This is a genomic window from Dongia sp. (genome assembly GCF_041905885.1).
Classification (GTDB): domain Bacteria; phylum Pseudomonadota; class Alphaproteobacteria; order Dongiales; family Dongiaceae; genus Dongia.
This window is the reverse complement of record NZ_JAYRKD010000037.1, coordinates 20,287-38,711: the sequence shown is the minus strand read 5'-3', so window position 1 is coordinate 38,711 and position 18,425 is coordinate 20,287. Positions and strand designations below refer to the sequence as shown.

General features: G+C 66.7%; 12 protein-coding genes. 9 read left to right on the top strand and 3 right to left on the bottom strand.

Annotation, left to right across the window (positions count from 1 at the left end):
• Positions 1-2: 2 nt before the first annotated feature.
• Complete coding sequence (locus ACH2CY_RS25610; protein ID WP_395022694.1) at positions 3-1,184, bottom strand: DegT/DnrJ/EryC1/StrS family aminotransferase; 1,182 nt, start codon at positions 1,182-1,184, stop codon at positions 3-5.
• 213 nt (positions 1,185-1,397) lie between these two features.
• Between ACH2CY_RS25610 and ACH2CY_RS25605 the strand changes: the two genes are divergently transcribed.
• Both ACH2CY_RS25605 and ACH2CY_RS25600 read left to right on the top strand, forming a co-directional pair.
• On the top strand, positions 1,398-3,263 hold the full coding sequence (locus ACH2CY_RS25605) for an SLBB domain-containing protein (protein WP_395022711.1): 1,866 nt from the start codon (positions 1,398-1,400) through the stop codon (positions 3,261-3,263).
• On the top strand, positions 3,263-3,610 hold the full coding sequence (locus ACH2CY_RS25600; protein ID WP_395022692.1) for a DVU3141 family protein: 348 nt from the start codon (positions 3,263-3,265) through the stop codon (positions 3,608-3,610). Before ACH2CY_RS25605 ends, ACH2CY_RS25600 begins: the two co-directional genes overlap by 1 nt.
• Before the next feature lie 7 nt (positions 3,611-3,617).
• Here ACH2CY_RS25600 and ACH2CY_RS25595 read toward each other — a convergent pair whose 3' ends face one another.
• Positions 3,618-4,460 (bottom strand): hypothetical protein, encoded by an 843-nt coding sequence (locus ACH2CY_RS25595; protein WP_395022691.1) that lies wholly within the window; start codon positions 4,458-4,460, stop codon positions 3,618-3,620.
• A gap of 247 nt (positions 4,461-4,707) precedes the next feature.
• On the opposite strand from ACH2CY_RS25595, the gene ACH2CY_RS25590 reads away from it, so the two are divergent.
• Genes ACH2CY_RS25590 through ACH2CY_RS25575 form a run of 4 tightly spaced genes read left to right on the top strand, consistent with a single transcriptional unit; the run spans position 4,708 to position 8,438 of the window.
• Positions 4,708-5,337: an acyltransferase gene (locus tag ACH2CY_RS25590; protein ID WP_395022689.1), complete on the top strand. Its 630-nt coding sequence runs from the start codon at positions 4,708-4,710 to the stop codon at positions 5,335-5,337.
• A 1-nt stretch (position 5,338) separates the two neighbouring features.
• Complete coding sequence (locus tag ACH2CY_RS25585; RefSeq protein WP_395022687.1) at positions 5,339-6,337, top strand: Gfo/Idh/MocA family protein; 999 nt, start codon at positions 5,339-5,341, stop codon at positions 6,335-6,337.
• Entirely contained in the window at positions 6,280-7,488 is a 1,209-nt protein-coding gene (locus ACH2CY_RS25580; RefSeq protein ID WP_395022686.1) for a hypothetical protein, read from the top strand. Before ACH2CY_RS25585 ends, ACH2CY_RS25580 begins: the two co-directional genes overlap by 58 nt.
• Positions 7,485-8,438 (top strand): hypothetical protein, encoded by a 954-nt coding sequence (locus tag ACH2CY_RS25575; protein ID WP_395022685.1) that lies wholly within the window; start codon positions 7,485-7,487, stop codon positions 8,436-8,438. The genes ACH2CY_RS25580 and ACH2CY_RS25575 overlap by 4 nt, the downstream gene beginning before the upstream one ends.
• A 4-nt stretch (positions 8,439-8,442) precedes the next feature.
• Here the strand turns inward: ACH2CY_RS25575 and ACH2CY_RS25570 are convergent, their stop codons facing one another.
• On the bottom strand, positions 8,443-9,864 hold the full coding sequence (locus ACH2CY_RS25570; protein WP_395022684.1) for a glycosyltransferase family 4 protein: 1,422 nt from the start codon (positions 9,862-9,864) through the stop codon (positions 8,443-8,445).
• 107 nt (positions 9,865-9,971) lie between these two features.
• On the opposite strand from ACH2CY_RS25570, the gene ACH2CY_RS25565 reads away from it, so the two are divergent.
• From ACH2CY_RS25565 to ACH2CY_RS25555, 3 genes are all read left to right on the top strand, one after another.
• Entirely contained in the window at positions 9,972-10,922 is a 951-nt protein-coding gene (locus ACH2CY_RS25565) for a glycosyltransferase family 4 protein (RefSeq protein ID WP_395022683.1), read from the top strand.
• Positions 10,923-11,061: 139 nt separating this feature from the next.
• The gene (locus tag ACH2CY_RS25560; RefSeq protein ID WP_395022709.1) at positions 11,062-17,691 is read left to right on the top strand and encodes an SDR family NAD(P)-dependent oxidoreductase; all 6,630 of its coding nucleotides are present in this window, start codon (positions 11,062-11,064) and stop codon (positions 17,689-17,691) included.
• A 120-nt stretch (positions 17,692-17,811) separates the two neighbouring features.
• Positions 17,812-18,396: an acyl carrier protein gene (locus ACH2CY_RS25555; protein WP_395022682.1), complete on the top strand. Its 585-nt coding sequence runs from the start codon at positions 17,812-17,814 to the stop codon at positions 18,394-18,396.
• Positions 18,397-18,425: the final 29 nt, after the last annotated feature.

The window sequence follows — 18,425 nt, the reverse complement described above, 5'->3', positions numbered from 1 at the left end:
CCTTAGATTTCACGCACCGCGGCACAGATATAGTCGCACTGCTCGTCCGTCAGATAGGGATGCATCGGCAAGCTGAGGACTTCGTTCTTCAGCCGGTCGGTGACGGGCAGGCCGCCTTGGACCACCGGATAGGCGCGATAAGGCGCCTGCTCGTGCAAGGGCTTCGGGTAATAGATCTGGGTCGGCACACCCCGCGTCTTCAGGTGCTGCTGCAAATCGTCGCGGTGGGGCGTGCGGATCGTAAGCTGCGCCCAGGCCGATACGCTTCCCGTCGGCACGTGCGGCACCGACACGGTCGCCGCAAGCTCGCGGTTGTATCGATCCGCAATGGATTGGCGCCGCCCCAGCTCGTTTTCGAAAATCTTCAGCTTTTCGATCAGGACGACAGCCTGCAGCGTGTCAAGACGCGCATTGGTGCCGACACGCACGTTGTCGTACTTGCCCTGGGCGCCGCGGCCATGAATACGGATCGAGCGCAGAATCTCGGCGATCTCGGCGTCCTCGGTGAAGATCGCACCGCCATCGCCCCAGCAGCCGAGCGGCTTTGCCGGAAAGAAGCTGGTGCCCGTGATGTCGGCAAGGACGCCGACCTTCCGGTTGCCATGGCTCGCGCCGAAAGACTGTGCCGCGTCGGCGACCACCTTAAGGCCGTTCTCCTTGGCAACGGAATTGATCGCCTCGTAGGAAACCGGTGTTCCGAAGAGATCGACCGGAATGACGCATTTCGGCGTCAGTTTGCCATCCCGCTTCACCTGGTCGATCGCCCGCTTGAGACTGGCCGGATCCATGTTCATGGTCTCGGCCTCAACATCGACGAAGACCGGGCTGGCGCCGACCAGGCAGACGGCCTCAGCCGTGGCCGTGAAAGTCCAGCTCGGCATGAACACGGCATCACCGGGACCGATCCCAAGCGCCAGCATCGGCAGCCAGATAGCCTCTGTGCCGGAACCGCAGGAAATGACTTCCCTGGCGCCGCAGAATGCGCTGAGCTCGCGTTCGAGCTGCTCGACTTCCGGCCCCATGATGTAAACGCCATGGTCAAGGACGCGGGCCCAGCCCTCTTCCACATTGGACCGCACGCGGTCGCGCTGGGCCTTGAGATCGATGAACTGGATCGGCGCGAGCGGCTTGTTCATGGATGGATGTTCTCGTACTGGCGGACACGCGACTGGGAAGGCGGACACGAAATCCTTGAAATCACTGCGCGCGGCAGTTTAGGGAATGACGTCGGAATAGCAAGGCCCGCGGGCCCTTGATGAGCGTGGGTGCCGCCTTCGAATTTTCCCGACCCATCGCCTCTCGAGGGCAAGGCCGCCGGCGGCGTTCGGGCTGTTCGAACCGCCGGCCATGGGGTAAGTTGGCATTGTGACATCGTTAGAGTCGGTCGCTTGAAGGACATGTTCGGGGTCAGTTCCGTGGTGGCGAAGATCGGCCGGTGCGCCGTCATTCTCCTCGCATTTTTGGTTGTAACCGGCGATCTGCCCGGTGGCGCGCTTGCGCAGAGCACGCTGACCCAGGAGGAATATGATCGCCTCCAGGGCAACGGGACCGGCAGCCCGAGTTCAACCGATCCCAATTCCGACAGTGGCCTGGGACTGGATGGCCAGGAACAGCCGGGCACGACCCCGCCGGCGTTGGGGCAGCCCCGGCCGGCCCAGCCATACCCGGGCAGCGGCGTCGCACAACCGCCGGCGCAACCGTCCTCGCCCGAGTATCCGCAGACCGTCCGGCCCGGCTTCCCCGAGGATGAACAGCCGCAGGCGGAACTTGGGCAGCCGCTGTTCGGCTCCCAGCTTTTCGCGCAACCTTCCCTGCTCGCGAAGCTGCAGCCGACCAATGCCGACTACATCATGGACACCGGCGATCGAGTCGCGCTGAACATGTGGGGCGCTTTCAGTTTCTCCGGTCTCCAGACGGTCGACGGGGAGGGCAATATCTTCGTGCCGGAGGTGGGCCCGGTGCAGCTCCGCGGCAAACCGGGTTCGCAGCTCAATGCCATCGTCGGAAGTGCGACGCAGGACGTATTCACGTCGTCCGTCAGCACCTATGCCACGCTGATGACGCGACAGCCGATCAGCGTGTTCGTGACCGGGGGTGTCCGAAATCCCGGCCGCTATGCCGGCGAAAGCACCGGCTCGCTGATCACCTTCCTGGCCCAGGCCGGCGGCATCAATTCCGCGTCGGGATCCTATCGCGACATTCGCGTTATGCGCGGCGACGCCGTGATCGCGCGCGCGGACCTGTATGCCTTCCTGCTCAACGGTATGCTTCCGCCTGTCCGATTGGAGGAGGGCGATGCCATTCTGGTTGGTCCGCAAGGCCCGACGGTCAGTGCTGCCGGCGACGCGGAAAACCCCTATCGGTTCGAGATCGATACGCGCTCGACGGTCGGCCGCGACCTGCTCTATCTCGCCCGGCCGAAACCCAATGTCGCCTACGTCTCGATCACCGGCACGCGATCCGGCGAGCCGTTCAGCGCCTATCTCCCATTCGCAGCCTTCCTCCAGACCGCCTTGCACAACGGCGATACCTACACGTTCCTCGGCGACGGCGTTTCTCGCACCATCTTCGTTTCCGTCAAGGGCCAGTCCTTCGGACCCTCGCGGATGGCCGTGCCCCGCAATGCACGCCTCGGTGACGTCCTCAAGCTGATCGAAGTGGATCCGCATAATGCGGACGTCGATTCCATCTACCTGCGACGGAAGAGTGTTGCGGAGCAACAGGCGCGCGCCTTGGAAGCCTCCCTGAATGTGCTCCAGCGCAGCGTGCTGACCGCCCGCTCCACCACCGAAGGGGATGCGCAGATCCGCGGCCAGGAAGCGGTCCTGGTCCAGCAATTCATCCAGCAGGCGCGGACGCTGCGACCGGAAGGACGCGTCGTGCTGGCCGACAACCCGCAACGGCTTGAGACCACGCTCGAGCCAGATGACGAAATCGTCATTCCTGCGCGCAACAACCTGATCTTGATTTCCGGAGAAGTGCGGCTGCCGCAGACCGTGTTGTTCCAGCCAGGCGCGAAAATCAAGGACTATGCCGGTAAGGCCGGCGGCTTCACCAATCGCGCCGACACGTCGGACTTCGTTGTGATCCACCGCAGCGGCGCCGTCGAGACAGGCAGCAGCATCGCGGTCCAAGCGGGCGACAACATCATGGTCATGCCGGATGCGGGGACTCATAGTTTTGTCGTATTCAAGGAGATCGTCGGCATCCTCTACCAGCTGGCGATCTCGACCGCAGCCACGTTGAATGTCAGCGGCTTCTGATGCATCGACGCATCACCGCCGCGCTGGTTTCTCTCCTCCCTGCCCTGTGGATCGCCGCTTGCCAGCAAGCGCCGAAGCCGCCGGCCGCCGCCACCCCGGTCGCCGCGCCACCGCCGATGAGTCCGTTGCAGGCCTTCGTCACGACGGCCGAACCCGGTCAATCGCAAATTGTCGATGACGCACAGATGGGCCAGGTACGCGCGACGGTGCTCAAGGAATACCCGGCCGCCAGCGGCGAATACTGCCGCCGCTTCGGGCTCGAGATACCGGACCGGCCGGGTCAGATGCAGATCGGCATCACCTGCTACGACGGCGTGAGCTGGGGGCTGGTCAAGCTCCAGCCCTGATCGCGAGTCAATTCGGTAGCGCGGCGTAGTTCACGGTCACCACGCCACCCGGCTGGGCGGAATAAACCGCCAGCGGCGCAAAGGCGACCTGCCTCGCCATGGTGGGCGCAGGCATCGGATATCTCGCCGAGTATCCGCTCAAGGCCGATACCATCGCGTAATCGACCACCGGGGGCTGACCTTGCGGCAGGACGGACCGAGGAAGCGCTGCAACCGCGACCGGCGCAGCAAGGGCGGGGGGAGCCCCAACTGGGTGCGCCGGGCTGGTCCATTTGATCGGCTGGACGGCGGGGGCCACCGCCCGGTTTACCGCTGCCAGGGCGGGCGCGGGCGTTGACCACGGCTTGGTCGCGGGGGCCGCCGCCGTCGCTGCCGGTACAAACGAGCTGAAGACCGGACCCGCCGGTGCCGGAGAGGTGGGCGATGTCCAGGCGACGGCTTGAACAACCGGCGCCGGCACTGCGGCGAATGAAGCCTCCTCCTGCGCTGGCGTGCTCGGCTGCCAGGTCCCTGCGGGCGGCAAGCTCATGGCGACGGTTCGAGCGGCGGGCGGCAGCGAATCGGCGATGCGCGGCGCAGTCTCGACACCGGAATCCACCGCGACGTAAGTCGCCGGGACAACCGCCGCCGGCGCCGGATTGCTCGACCAGTTCACAGCAACCGGTTGAAACACTCCCCAGCTCGAATCGACCGCACCGTTGTTCTTTGCCAGCCCACCCGGCGGCACGGGAAATTTCGGCGTCGCGGCGGCGGGCGCGGCGCGCTCGGAAAAGATCGTGCATCCGCCAAAGCCGATACCCAGCGCCAGTACCAGTCCGATCCTGATCGCCTGCCCCGCTTTGCGTCCCAAGCCGGAAGCGGCTCGCCCCCGCGGTCGAGTCAGATTGATCGAATGACAGCGCAACTGTCGGCCCCCCTTCAGCACCCGCCAGACTAGCCCGAAGTGGTTGACCCGCCAATAGTTTGTTCGCGCCGTGACCGGCCGCCCGCCTCCCCAGCCAAGCCGCGCGGTTTTCCGCGGGTCGGGGAGGCAAGGCGCTCGACCTCATTCGCCTAAAGCGCTATGAGGAGCGGAGATTCCTGTTGAAGAGCTCACTATGGACACGCTTGTCGCATCCGGTCCGGATTGCGAGATCCAGGCCGGCGCGCAGGTCGGCTTGCGGTATCGGGACGGTTGCAAGCCGGTGCGGCTGGGAGCCCATGCCCGGATCCGCTCGGGGACCATCATCTACTGCGACGTAACCGCCGGCGACCACCTCCAAACCGGACACCACGCGCTGATCCGCGCCGAGACAACGCTCGGCGATCATGTCACGGTCGGTACCAACGTGGTGATTGAAGGCCAAGTGACGATCGGCAGTTTCGTCAAGATCGAGGCCGGCAGCTTCATCCCCACCCATTGCCGGATCGGAAATCGCGTCTTCTTTGGCCCGAACGTGACCGTGACCAACGACCGCTTCCCACTGCGTCGCCGCGATGAGTATCAGGCTCAAGGCTGCGTGATCGAGGACAATGTCACCATCGGCGGTGGCGTCGTGCTCTGCCCCGGGGTGACGATCGGTGCGGGATCCTTCGTGGCGGCGGGTGCCGTGGTGACGAAGGATATCCCGTCGCAAAGCCTCGCGATCGGTGTCCCGGCGCGCATCGAGCCTCTGCCGGAAAATCTCCGCGAGCCGAACATGGCATTGTCCTGGCGCAAATATCTCGATCCGCACGGCGGCCGGTAGCATGCGCATCGGTTTGCTCGGCTGCGGCAAGCAGGCACCAAAGCACATTGCCGGCCTGCGCAAGGCCGGGCAGACGGACTTTATCGTCGCCGATCGCGATCCGGCCCTGGCGCGCGCCTTGGCCGAGCGCGAGCAAGTCGCCTGGACGGAGACGGTGGACGCGGTCTTCGCCGATTCCAAGGTGACCGCAATCGATCTTTGCACACCGACACCGACGCATGCGGCTCTGGTACGGAGCGCGATCGCCGCCGGCAAGGATTTCTTCTGCGAGAAGCCGCTCTGCGAGACCGCCGCCGAGGCTCGCGCCCTCCAGGCTCTTGCCGAGCGAAGCGGCCGGATCGGCATGGTCGGCTATATCTATCGCTTCGCACCGGTCTTCGAGCAGGCGCAGCGCATCCTCGAGCAGGCGAGCAGCACCGGCGCCAGCGCCGCACTCGGCAAGCTTTCGGTGGCGACGATGCGCATCGGCGGCCGCGGTTCCGCCGCGTTGTGGAAGCACCGGCGCGATTCCGGCGGCGGCGCGATCAGCGAGATGCTGGTGCATATGCTGGATCTCGCCATCTGGTATTTCGGACCGATCAAATCCGTCGATGTGATGGCGCGCGAACTCTATCGCCCGAACCGCGTGATCAATGGCGTCAACGAAGCGGTCGACGCCGAGGATTTCGTCATCGTCCGCTGCCTGACCGAATCCGGCGTTCCGGTGGTCATCGAGGCCGACCTGCTGACTCCCGCCTTCACCCAGATCCTCGAAGTGCAGGGCGACAACGGCACGCTGGTCGGCTCGATCCAGTCGGATTGGCCGCAATTCGTTTTCGTGACTCGCGAGGCCGGCGGATTCAAGCCGGGTCGGACCGATCTTCACCCAGGCTCCGGCGACATGTTCCAGGCACAGATGGCGGCTTTCGTGCACGCGGTCGAGGAGCGCCGGCAGCCCAATCGATGCTCGCTTCGGGATTCAGTGCATGTCATCGAAGCTTTGGAACTGATCAGGGCCTGACCATGCGCGTCGCTCTCTTCGCCGAGGTCGACGCCAATTTCGCCGAAGGTCCCGCCATCTGGCTGGTGGCCTTGGCGAGGGCGCTCGCGGCGCTGCCCGGGTGGAGCGTGACGATCCTGCTTCGGACCCGGCAGACACGCTCGGACGTCTTAGCGCCGATCGCCGATCTGGCCGGCGTGAGTCTGATCGATCCCTACGCGCTCGGATGGACCGACGAGGCGGAGCGGCCGCAGCTCGCGGTCATGCGTGCCGTCGATTTCCTGGAGCGGCTCGACGGTCAAAGCCGGTTCGACGCCGTCATCCTGCGCGGCGTGCCCGTCTCGGTGGCGGCGGCTTCGCGTCGCAGGTTTCGAGGCCGGCTCGCCTGCTATCTCACCGACTTCCCGCAGCCGCCGACAGGGTTTGGCTTTTTGGCGCGACACCGCCTTCGGCGCGCAGTTCAAGCCACTTCGCTCCTGCTCTGCCAGACGCCTGAATTGCGCGACTACCTGATCGCCGCCCTTAGGCTGGTCGGCGCGCCGAAGACCGCCCTCCTCCCGCCGATGGCGGCGGACGCCATCTTCCGGGACGATGCCCGGCCTCCCGAAATCGGCGAGACTCTCCGCCTCGCCTATATCGGCAAGTTTGCGCCCGACTGGCGCAGCCTGGAGATGTGCGCGCTGCCGCAGCGCCTTGCCGGGCACGGAATCGACTGTACGCTCCAAGTAGCAGGCGACAAATTCCTGACGCGACCGGATCCCACCTTCCCCGACCGCATGCGCGACGCCTTGCGCCAGAGCCAGGGCGTCGTCTGGCACGGCGGCTTGGCGCAAGCGGATGCCCAGGAACTGGCCGCAACCTGCCATGTCGGCCTCTCCTGGCGAACCGCGGCGCTCGATCATTCGTTGGAACTCTCGACCAAGCTCCTGGAATATGGAGCGCTCGGCCTGCCGGTGATGTGCAATCCGACGCCGATGCACCGCAGATTGCTCGGGGATGACTATCCGATGTTCGTGGCCGAGCCCTCGGACTTTGTCGCCGCGGCGCGCGCCGCGCTCGGTCCTACGTCGTGGCTTGCCGCAGCGCGGGCCACCCGCGCCTTGGCGGAGCGCCATCGTGCATCGAAGATCGGGGCGGATCTTGCGCGCACCCTCTCGGAGACCTTCTCGTGAGTGCGGCCCGGCTTTGGTCGCAGCTCCGGCGCTATTCCGGCCATGACATCTGGAACCTCGGCCTGGTCGCGCAACCCGCCGATGACATCCTCCGCAACGGCATCACCGCCGAGGTCCGTTGGCTGCCCCGGCCGCCGCTATGGACCTTCCTGGCGGATCCCTTCGTCCTTCCGGAGAGCGACGGCCGCATAACGGTCTTCGCCGAGCACATGGACTATCGATCGGGAAAAGGCAGTATTTGGTCGGGCAGCTTCAACCCCGCCGGCGGCGACAACTGGATCCGCTTCGCGCCGCTGCTCGAGGCCGAAGCGCACATGTCCTTCCCTTTCGCCTTCCGGCATGAAGGCCGCGCCCACATGCTGTGCGAAACCTGGGAAGCCGGCGGTGCCAGCCTCTATGTCCGAGAGGAGGACGGCACTTGGCGATTCCGTGAGTTCGTCCGGCCGGGTGATCGCACGGTGGTGGACAGCGTCCTGCATCACGATGGCCAGCACTGGTGGTTGTTCTGTATGCATCCAGGACGCCGCCCGATCGAAAACCTGTTTCTCTATTTCTCGCGCTCGCCCTTCGGGCCATGGGAGCCGCATCCCGGCAATCCGATTCTGCGGGATCGCTCGGCGGCGCGGCCAGCCGGCCCGATCTTCGAGACCGCGCAGGGCCTCATCCGGCCGGCGCAGGATTGCTCCACGACGTATGGCGGCGCCCTCACGCTGAACCGGATCATCGAACTCAGCCCCACCGCCTATCGGGAAGAGGTCGTGCGGCGCATTGCGCCGCTTCCTCTTTACCAGGCCGGCCTGCATGCGATCTGCCCGGCCGGGGATTACACGATCATCGACGGCAAGCGGTGGCGCATGTACCCGCTCGATCCGCTCCGCAAGCTGTTCTCGGGCGGCAAGTCGAAAGCGCGGCGGACCCGCTTGCGCGCAACCTGGCCAGCGCCGCGATAGCGGTTCAGTCCGACCAGGTCTGGATCAGGCGTTCCGTCAGGGCCGGCCAGGAGCGGTGTTCCGCCATCCAGCCGCGTGCCGCCGCCGCCATCCGGCGGGAGCCATCGCGATCCCGCCAGACCGTCGCGAGCCCGTCCGCCAGGGCCGACGGGCCCGGTGCGACGATGCGCCCGTTTACGCCGTCGCGCACCATCTCCGTCAGCGGCGCAATATCGGCCACCACCACCGGGACGCCGGTCGCCATCGCCTCCCCAAGCTTCAGCGGCGGCACCAGCAGCGTGGCGCCGGCGGCCTGGCGCGGGAACGGACAGCAATCCATGGACGCGAGCACGCGCGGGACCTCCGCATGCGGCACCCGGTCACCGATATGCACGGGCAGATCGAGGCGCCGCGCCGAGGCGCGCAGACCGGCCGCGGTCTCGCCGCCGCCGATCAGCACCGGCCGGACATCGATGCCGCGCTGCCTGAGCAGAGCCGCGGCTTGAAGCAGCACGTCGAGCCCCTCATAGGGCGCGAAGGTTCCGACGAAGCCCAGCACGAAACTGCCCGGCCCGGCACCCCAGCGTGCACGCAGCGCATCATCGCGCAGTTGCGGCGAGAACCGGTCGAGCGCAACGCCGTTGCCAATGCGGCGGATGCGCTCGGCCGGAACGCCCCAGTCGCGCGCATGCTCCGCCAGCGCTTCGGCGAGCACGATGACCCGGTCGGCACGGAGCGCTGCCTGCCGCTCCAGCACCTCGTGCAAGGCGAAGCTTTCGCTGCGCTCCCAGCCGGGCCGGCGATTGACGGTGCTCCAATGCCAGAGGCCACGGATCTCGTAGACGGACCGGGCGCCGACGCGCTCGGCGGCGAGCACCGCCGCCAGGCCGCAGACATAGTTGGACGCCGCATGAATGACGGTCGCTTCGTGCGTCCTGGCCATCGTCGCGAGACGGTCGGCATAGGCGCGGATGTAGGCATCGAGCGGGCCTTCCCAGAGCTGTACCGGAGCGGTGAGCCGCTCATAGCGCTGGCCCTCGACCGCGTCGAACGACGCATCCGTAACATTGCGGAACGCCACCTGGTCGCGCGGGAAGTTCGGCCGCGTCACAGCAAGGCACTGCATTCCTTGCCGCGCCAATTCCTGCAGCAGACAGAGCGTCCGGACGGTATAGCCGTTGTTCAGCCAGGGCGGCGCGCCGTGGAGCGCCATCACCGCGCGTCCGTTGAAGAGGCGCTTCGGCGCTGCATCCGCCGCGTCCAGGCCGGTGAGACCGCCTCGATCGAGCGCGACCGCCAGGCCGCGCATGCGCTCGGCATAGGGCGAACGATCGCCCTGAAGCAGATGCGCCGCCTGCCGCAAGCGCCCCGCATGCTCGTGAAGATGGGCGATCGTCGAACGAGTCCCCGGCACGACGGCGGCGAGATCGAGAACGGTCGGCGGCAAGGACTGCAACCACGAGCCGACGCGTGACACCATCGCCCCCCCGCTGGATGACTTCGCCCCGTTATCCAGCTAGCCTAGCCGAAAGACAGCCGCCGAGACGAACGGATTTGCCCGCTCCCTACCAAATCAATCAGGTTCTTTCAACCGGGCTGCTGCGCAGCGCGATCTTCGACGATCTCATCGCACGGCTGGTGGCTGCGGCGCCGCCGCATGCCGTCGTGACGAAGTCGATCCGCCCGCGGCGCGGCGCGGACGTGTTTCACTACCATCGGCCCAATTTAGAGCGGCGGTTGCGCGCAGACTCGGTCGTGACCGTTCACCACGACCTCCGGGAAGTCGAGCCCTGGCTGGACCTCCGCAGCTTCCTGCCGCGCTATCGCGAGGCGAAGGTGGTGCACTGCCTCAACACGATGCAGCAGGCATTCCTCGCCGAGCACGGCATCCAGCAGGTGCGGGTCATTCCGCACGGAGTCGACCGGCGGTTCTTGCCTCTGCCCGATGCGCCACGGAGGCTGGCAGCTGGCCGTCTGCGCCTTGGCTTGTTTTCCCGGCGCTACGCCCGGGGCGTCAAGGGCGAGGCCCTGTTCGAAGCCTTGCTCGACCACCTCGATGCGGATCGCGTCTCGTTCCTGCTGGTCGGCGAAGAGCGCTGGCGCGATGCCGAGCTCGCCCGCGCTAAGGGCTTTGCTGCTGAGTGCTACGAGCGTCCGCCGTATCGACTGATTGACGCACTGGTCGGCTCCATCGACGCGCTGTTGATTCTCAGTCGCTATGAAGGCGGGCCGGCCAGCCTGCCCGAGGCACTTGGCAGTGGCGTGCCGGTGCTTGCGACTCCTGTCGGAATGGTGCCTGACTTCGTGCAGGACGGTCGGAATGGCCTGATCCTCACCGGCGATGCGACTCTGGACGGAGCCAGAATCATGGCTTTACTCGACGAGTCGGACGCGGATTCGCGTTATGGCCGCCTCGCCGACGGGGCGTTCCACGCTGCACCGGCCATTCCAGGCTGGGATGACGTCATGCGGCGGTGGCTTGAAATGTACAGCGTCCCGGCGTGACACCTTTGCTTGACGCCCGCTGTTCATCGTGTGAGGTTGGTCGGAAGTTGGATTAGACACGCAATAGAAGTAACTAGAATTGGCCGCAATTCGTCGCTCAATCGCTGTTGTCGGCCATGCCTGCCGGCTCCCGGGCGGTGTGCAGTCCCCCGAGGATTTTTGGCGCCTGCTGCTCGAAGGCACGGATGCCGTAACCGAGGTTCCAGAATCTCGCTGGGATCACAAGCAGTTCAGTCACCCGGGTCGGATTCCCGGCAAATCTTACACGATGCAGGCCGGCACGCTCGGCGATGTCTCCCGCTTCGACGCCGGATTCTTCGGCCTGTCGCCCCGCGAAGTTGAGCAGATGGATCCGCAGCAACGGCTGCTCCTGGAACTGACCTGGGAGGCGCTGGAAAGGGGCGGCCAGATTCCCGAGCGACTCGCCGGATCCAATTGCGCCGTCTACGTGGGAAGTTCAACCACGGATTACGCCGATATTCGCCAGGGCGATCCCACCGGTGCGAACGCATATTTCATGCTGGGATCGACCCTGTCGATCATCGCCAACCGGATCTCCTACCTGTTCGATCTGCGCGGCCCCAGCATGGCGATCGATACCGCCTGCTCCTCGGCGCTGGTGGCTCTCCACGAAGCCTTTCACGCGGTCCGCGATGGCCGGGCCGATATGGCGATCGTCGGCGCGGTGAACATGCTGTTGAGCCCGCTGCTCTTCGTCGGCTTCTCCCAGGCGTCGATGCTGTCGCCGACCGGACGATCCAAGACCTTCGACAAATCCGCCGACGGCTATGTCCGCGCGGAGGGCGGCGGGGTCGTGGTGCTGAAGCCGCTCGAGGCCGCCGAGCGCGACGGCGATTCGATCCTCGCGGTGATCAAGGGCGTCGGCATCAACGCGGACGGACGCACCCACGGCATCGCCCAGCCCTCGGCCGAACGGCAGGAGGAACTGCTGCGGCGGGTCTACCGCGAGTTCGATGCCGATCCGCGCGATCTCGCCTATTTCGAGGCGCATGGCACCGGCACCGCCGTCGGCGATCCGATCGAGGCCCGCGCGATCGGCCGGGCACTGGGCCAGGCACGACCGCACCTGACACCACTTCTCGTCGGATCGGCGAAATCGAATATCGGCCATCTCGAGCCGGCGTCCGGAATGGCGGGGCTGATCAAGGGAATCGAGGTCTTGCGCCGCGGCATCATTCCGCCGACGCTGCATGTGACTGAACTCAATCCGAACATCCCGTTCGAGGAACTGAATCTCTCGGTGGTCCGCGCTTCGGAGGCCTACGAGCGCGGCGAGCGTCCGGCCCTGGTCGGCGTCAATTCCTTCGGCTTCGGCGGCGCCAACGCCCATGTCATCCTCGAGGAATATCGTGGCCCAGGGGCCAAGGACTCACCCGAGGCTCAACCGCCCCTCTTCATCTCGGCGAAATCCAACGAGGCGCTGGTCGCGTCTTGCGCACAGCTCGTAGCCGCCGCGGAGCGGCAGAGCGCGGCGCCCTACGATTTCGCCTTCACCTTGGCCCTGCGGCGGAGCCGGCACGCGCATCGGCTCGTGCTCCGTCCCGGCCCGGACCAAACCGCCGCCCAGGCTCTGCGGGCCTGGGCGAACGGCCGGGTTCCGACCGGGGCGACCTCCGGCCAGGCGCTCGGAGCGCCGGCCAAAATCGGCTTCGTCTATTCCGGCAACGGCGCGCAATGGCTGGGAATGGGACTGCGGTTGATGGCGGAGGACGAGGTCTTTCGCCGCGCGGTCGAGGAGATCGATGCACTGGTCCGGGCGGCCGCCGGCTGGTCGATCGTCGAGGAGCTGAAGGCGCCTCAGCAAGCCAGCCGTATCGCCGACACGCGCTTTGCCCAACCGATGCTGTTCGCGATCCAGGTCGGGATCACCGAGAGCCTGCGGGCACGCGGCCTCGTCCCCGCGGCCGTTGCCGGGCACAGCGTCGGCGAAGTGGCGGCCGCCTGTTGCGCGGGCGCGCTCGACCTCCGGCAATCGGTCCGCGTCATCCTGAGCCGCAGCGAGGTGCAGGCGAAGACGCGTGGCCTCGGCAGCATGATCGCCGTCCAGATTTCCGCGGAACGCGCGGCCGCGGAAATCGCGCCGTTCAGCGGCGAGCTCGAAGTCGCCGCCATCAACGGACCGAATGCGGTCACGATTGCCGGCGACCATGCCGCGGTCCATTGGCTGACCCAGCGACTGCAGCGCGAAGGCATCGAGTTTCGCAAGCTCGACCTCGACTACCCGTTCCACAGCCGATACCTCGATCCGTTCGAGGCGGATCTGGCCTCCTTGCTCGGCGACCTCCGTGCGAAGTCTTCGGATCTGCCGTTCTACTCGACGGTGACCGGCGCCCCGCTTGACGGCACGCGCCTCAAAGCCGGGTATTGGTGGGAGAACGCCCGACAGCCCGTCCGCTTCCATCAGGCCGTCCACGCCATGATCGCGGACGGTTACAACCTCTTCGTCGAGATCGGCCCGCATCCGATCCTGCAAGGCTATGTCCGCCAGGCGCTGCGCGCGGCGGATACCGAGGGCATGCCGCTGGCGGTGCTTGACCGGGCGGAATCCGGCGCCGTCCGCCTCTCCCTGGCTGTTGATCGCGCCTATTGCGCGGGTGCGGCGCTCGATTGGTCGGCGCTGTTTCCGGTGCGCGGTAGACACGCCGAGCTTCCGACCTATCCATGGCAACGCGACAGTCACTGGTATCCGGTGACTCCCGAGGCGCGCGGTCCGATCTATACCCGATCCGAAGCGGCCCTGCTCGGCCGGCGGGTGGAGCCGACCGTGCCGGTCTGGGAGCGGCTGATCGATACCGAGGTCATGCCGTTCCTCGGCGACCATCGGGTCGGCGGCACGCCGGTATTCCCCGCCGCCGGCTTCATCGAGATGGCATTCGAGGCGTCGCGGCTGCTGTTCGCGACCGATCGCCATTCCCTCGAGCAGTTCGAGATCCGGCGTGCCCTGGTTCTCGACGCGCCGAAGATCCTGCGGTTCACCTGGAATCCCGACCAGCACACGTTTCAGATCGCGAGCCGCCGCTATGCCAGCGACGAATCCTGGACCGTGCATGTCACCGGGCGAATCAACCTTCCCTCGGAAACCGGGCCGGCGGATGCGGTTGCGTTCGCGAAGGGCGCCGGCGACACGCGGGTGGATGCCGCCGAACACTACGCCCTGGCGATGCGCCTTGGCCTCGACTATGGACCGCATTTCCAGACCGTGGCCGAGGTCTCCATATCGGGCGACAATGCGACCGTCGTCCTGACTAATCCGGAGCACACAGAGGCCGACTTCATCCTCCATCCCGCCATGCTGGATGGCTGCCTGCAGGGCCTTTTCGACCTGCTGCGGCATCGCGATGCGAGCGCCGGATCGGGGACACTGTACCTGCCCGCGCAGTTCGGCCGGATCGTCGTGCTTGGTAGTCTCGACGCGATTGCGACCTGCGACATCACGCTGCAACGGCGCTCGCTGCGATCGATCGTCGCCCACTACACCTTGCGCGACCGCACGGGACAGGCGGTCCTCGCGATGCATGACGCACGCTTCCAACGCCTGGATCTCGAACGGCGATCGCGCGCACCGCTGCGTTATGCCTTCGCGCCGATCCCGCTCGTCCCCGCCTGGGGCGACTCCCCCGCCCTCGCTCCGGCGCAGATCTCCGCACGCGCGGGCGAAGCCGACGAGACGCTCGACGATGTGGCCCGCGCCTGGTGTGCCGCGGTGGAGCAAACTTCTCCTTCCGAAGATCGCGGCCCATTGCGTGACCTGGTGGCGGCGCTGGCGCGGGAGTCGAGACCAGCCGATGCCGTCGGCTGCTGGCGCAGCACTCTAGGCGCGCGCCCGGACCTGCTGGCGGAGCTGACGATGCTCGGCCGCGCGGGCATGGCATTGCCGAAGGTGCTGGCGGGCGAGGATGCCGAGCGTTGTCTGCCGAGCCCGGCCACGCTCGAGCACTTCCTGGATGCCTCGCCGAGCGTTGCAGCAATTCACGACGCCGTCGCCGATATCGTCGGCCGGACCGTGCAGGATTGGCCGCGCACGCGACGGCTGCGCGTGCTTGAAATCGGCGGATTGTCGGTGCGCCTGACGCGGCGCCTGCTCGCGCTTCTGCCGGCGGGTGCGACCGACTATGTCATTGCCGCGGAGGACGATGCCTGGCTCGCGCATGTCGAAGGGGAATTCTCGGGCAACCCGGCAATCCGCACCATCCGCCTCGACCCCGACCTGTCGGCACCGGCTGTCGGCGAAGCGTTCGATCTCATCGTATCCGTCAACGCGGCGGGCGCTTGGCCCAGCATGGATGCGGCGCTCGGCCAATGGTCGAAGCTTGGACGAAACGGCACGGGACTCGTCGTCGCCAGCCTGGCGCCGTCTCCTTGGCTGCGCCTGATGGCCGCCATGCATCAATCGGCCGGAAAGCGTTTTCCGGTCGCACTGGACATCGCCGACCGCCCATCTGCGGGCGCACCGGATTGGATCCATTCCGCCGTCACCCCTCTCGCCGACCACGGTGTTGTCTTGAGCGCAATCTGCAGCCTGCCGGCGCCGGCGGAGTCGGGCGCGGCCACGGAATCCAGGTCGTGGCTCATCCTCGCGGGATCGCGAGGCCCGGAGGCCGCCGCCGCGGACGTGATCACCCGGGCGCTCGAGGCGCGGGGCGAGCGTGTGCTCCGGATCCATCCGCTGGAGGACAATGCCGAGGCGGCCGAGGGCCGGATCTTCCTGGACGCTGGCGATCCAGCGGCCTGGAAGGACTTCTTCGGTGTGCTGACAGAGACAGAGGGCACAATCCCCACCGTCGTGCATCTGCTCGGTTTCGGCCGGCCCGCCGCCGATGGCGTCGCGCCGAAGCTGCGATGCTGGAGTCCGATTGCCATCGCCCAAGGCGTGCCCGATTCCGCTGCTTTCGATCTCGTGCTGCTGACATCGCGGACGGCGCTGGACAGCGCGACCGAGCTTACGGCGGATGCGCCGCTCTGGGGCTTGGCGCGTGTCTTGCGGAACGAGCGTCCGAAATGGCGCATCCGCTCGATCGAAGTGCCGGATGCGCGCCTGGGCTCGATTGCGGATGCATTGGCCACGGAACTCTGCCGGCCGGATCGGGAAGACGAGATCGTCATCGATCACGACCGCCGGCTCGGTTTCCGTCTCTCCGAGTTGGAGAGCGAGGCGGAACACGCCATCGGCGACGGCCGGGTTCTCGCCTTCGGCTCCGGCTCCCTGGACAAGATGCACTGGCAAGCCATGACGCGGCGCGCCCCGGAAGCCGGCGAGATTGAAATCGAAGTCCGGGCGACCGGGTTGAACTTCCGCGACGTCATGCTGGCGCAGGGTATTCTCCCCGACGAGGCCGTCGAGAATGGATTCGCCGGCGCCACGATCGGCATGGAAGCCTCGGGCGTGGTGGTTCGCGTCGGACCCGGCGTCGCCGACTTCGCTCCGGGCGATGCCGTGCTGTGTTTCGGCCCGGCCTGCTTCGCGACCCATGTCACGGTCCGGAGCATGATGGTCGCCGCAAAACCGGCCGCGCTCAGCTTCGAGGCCGCGGCGACGGTTCCGACGGTATTCTTCACGGTCTACTACGCACTGCATCACCTGGCGAACCTGCGCCGCGGCGAGCGCATCCTGATCCACGGCGCCGCCGGGGGCGTCGGCTTGGCGGCCATCCAGTATGCGCGTCACGTCGGGGCGGAAGTGTTCGCGACGGCGGGCTCGACGGAAAAGCGCGAGGTCGTTCGCCTGCTGGGAATCCCCGAAGACCATGTGCTCGATTCCCGGAGCCTGGGCTTCGCCGAGCAGGTGCTCGCTGTGACCCGCGGCGAAGGCGTCGATGTCGTGCTCAACTCGCTGGCCGGCGAGGCGATCCACCGCAGCCTCGGCGTGCTGCGGCCGTTCGGTCGCTTCCTGGAGCTCGGCAAGCGCGACTTCTTTGCCAACACGCCGTTGGGCCTCAAGCCGTTCCGCAACAACATCTCGTATTTCGGCATCGACGCCGACCAGCTGATCGCGGTGCGCCACGATCTTTCCAGCCGCATGTTCGGCGAAGTGATGCAGCTCTTCGCCAGCGGCGTATTCACGCCCCTGCCCTACCGCGTCTTCGCGAGCGGCCGGATCGTCGAAGCCTTCCGCCATATGCAGCAGGCGCGGCATATCGGCAAGATCATCGTGTCCATGGACGAGCGCGCGGCGGCGACGCCCGTTTCCGCCTCCCAGCGGCCGACCTGCCTCGCGCTCGACTCTCGCGCGACGTATCTGGTCACCGGGGGCCTCGGCGGCTTCGGCCTCGCCACCGCGCGCTGGCTCGCCGCCAAGGGCGCGCGCCATCTCATTCTGCTCGGGCGCAAGGGTGCGGCCGATGAATCGGCCAGATCCGCGCTGGCGGATTTCGCCGCTGCCGGCGTCGCTGCGACGGCGATGGCCTGCGACGTCACCGACGCCGCGGCAATGACGGCGATCATAGGCGATATCCCGGCCGATCGTCCGCTGAAGGGCGTCTTCCATGCCGCGGCCGTGTTCGAGGACGCGGCGGTCGGCAACCTCACCTGGTCGAAGTTCGAGCGCGTGCTGGCGCCGAAGGTGCAAGGCTCCGACGCCCTGCACCGCGCGACGTCCGGCCTGAAGCTCGATTTCTTCGTCCTGTTCTCTTCGGTGACGACCCTGCTCGGCAATCCGGGCCAGGCCAATTACGTCGCCGCCAATTGCTATCTGGAGGCCCTCGCTCGTCATCGCCGGAGTCAGGGGCTACCGGCCCTGGCCGTCGGCTAGAGCGCGATCTCCGATGCCGGCTATCTCACCCGCAACCAGGAGGTCCTGGAGCATCTCTCGGGCAAGATTGGCCTGGAGGCGCTGACGGCGGAGACGGCGCTTGCGGAGCTCGAGAAGCTGTTGCTTCAGGATCACCCGCCGGTGGTCACGGTCGCGGCGCTCGATTGGCGCCGCTTGAAGGCCGCCTTGCCGTCTTTGGCGGCGCCGCGCTACGGCGGTATCGCGGGTCAAAGCGAGGCCGGTCCGGAATCCGTCGATCTCGTTGGCTTGCTGCGCGATCTTTCACCCGACGCGGTTCGCACGACCTTGGTGGAACTGGTGTCCGAGCAGGTGGGGCTGGTGCTGCGCATACCGGCCGATCGTCTCGATCCGGACAAGTCGGTCTTCGACCTCGGTATGGATTCACTGATGGCGATGGAGCTGCGCCTCAGCATCGAGGAGCGGTTCGCGATCGATCTTCCGGCCATGGCGCTGGCCGAGGGCCTCACCATCACGCGGCTGGCCGAGCGGATCCGCGACCGACTGCTAGGCACGACCACCGCGCGGGTCGAAGATTCCGTCGCCGAGGTGCTCAGCCGCCATTCCGAGGAATCGGCGGCCGACATCCAGGCGATCGCGAGCCGAATGAGCGATGCCGAAGGGCCGAAGCCGGGCGGGGATTCCGGCCGTCGGAGCGATGGCGTCGGACGTGGTGCCGCGGGCTGAGCCGGACAATTAAGCTTGAGTTTGGTGCC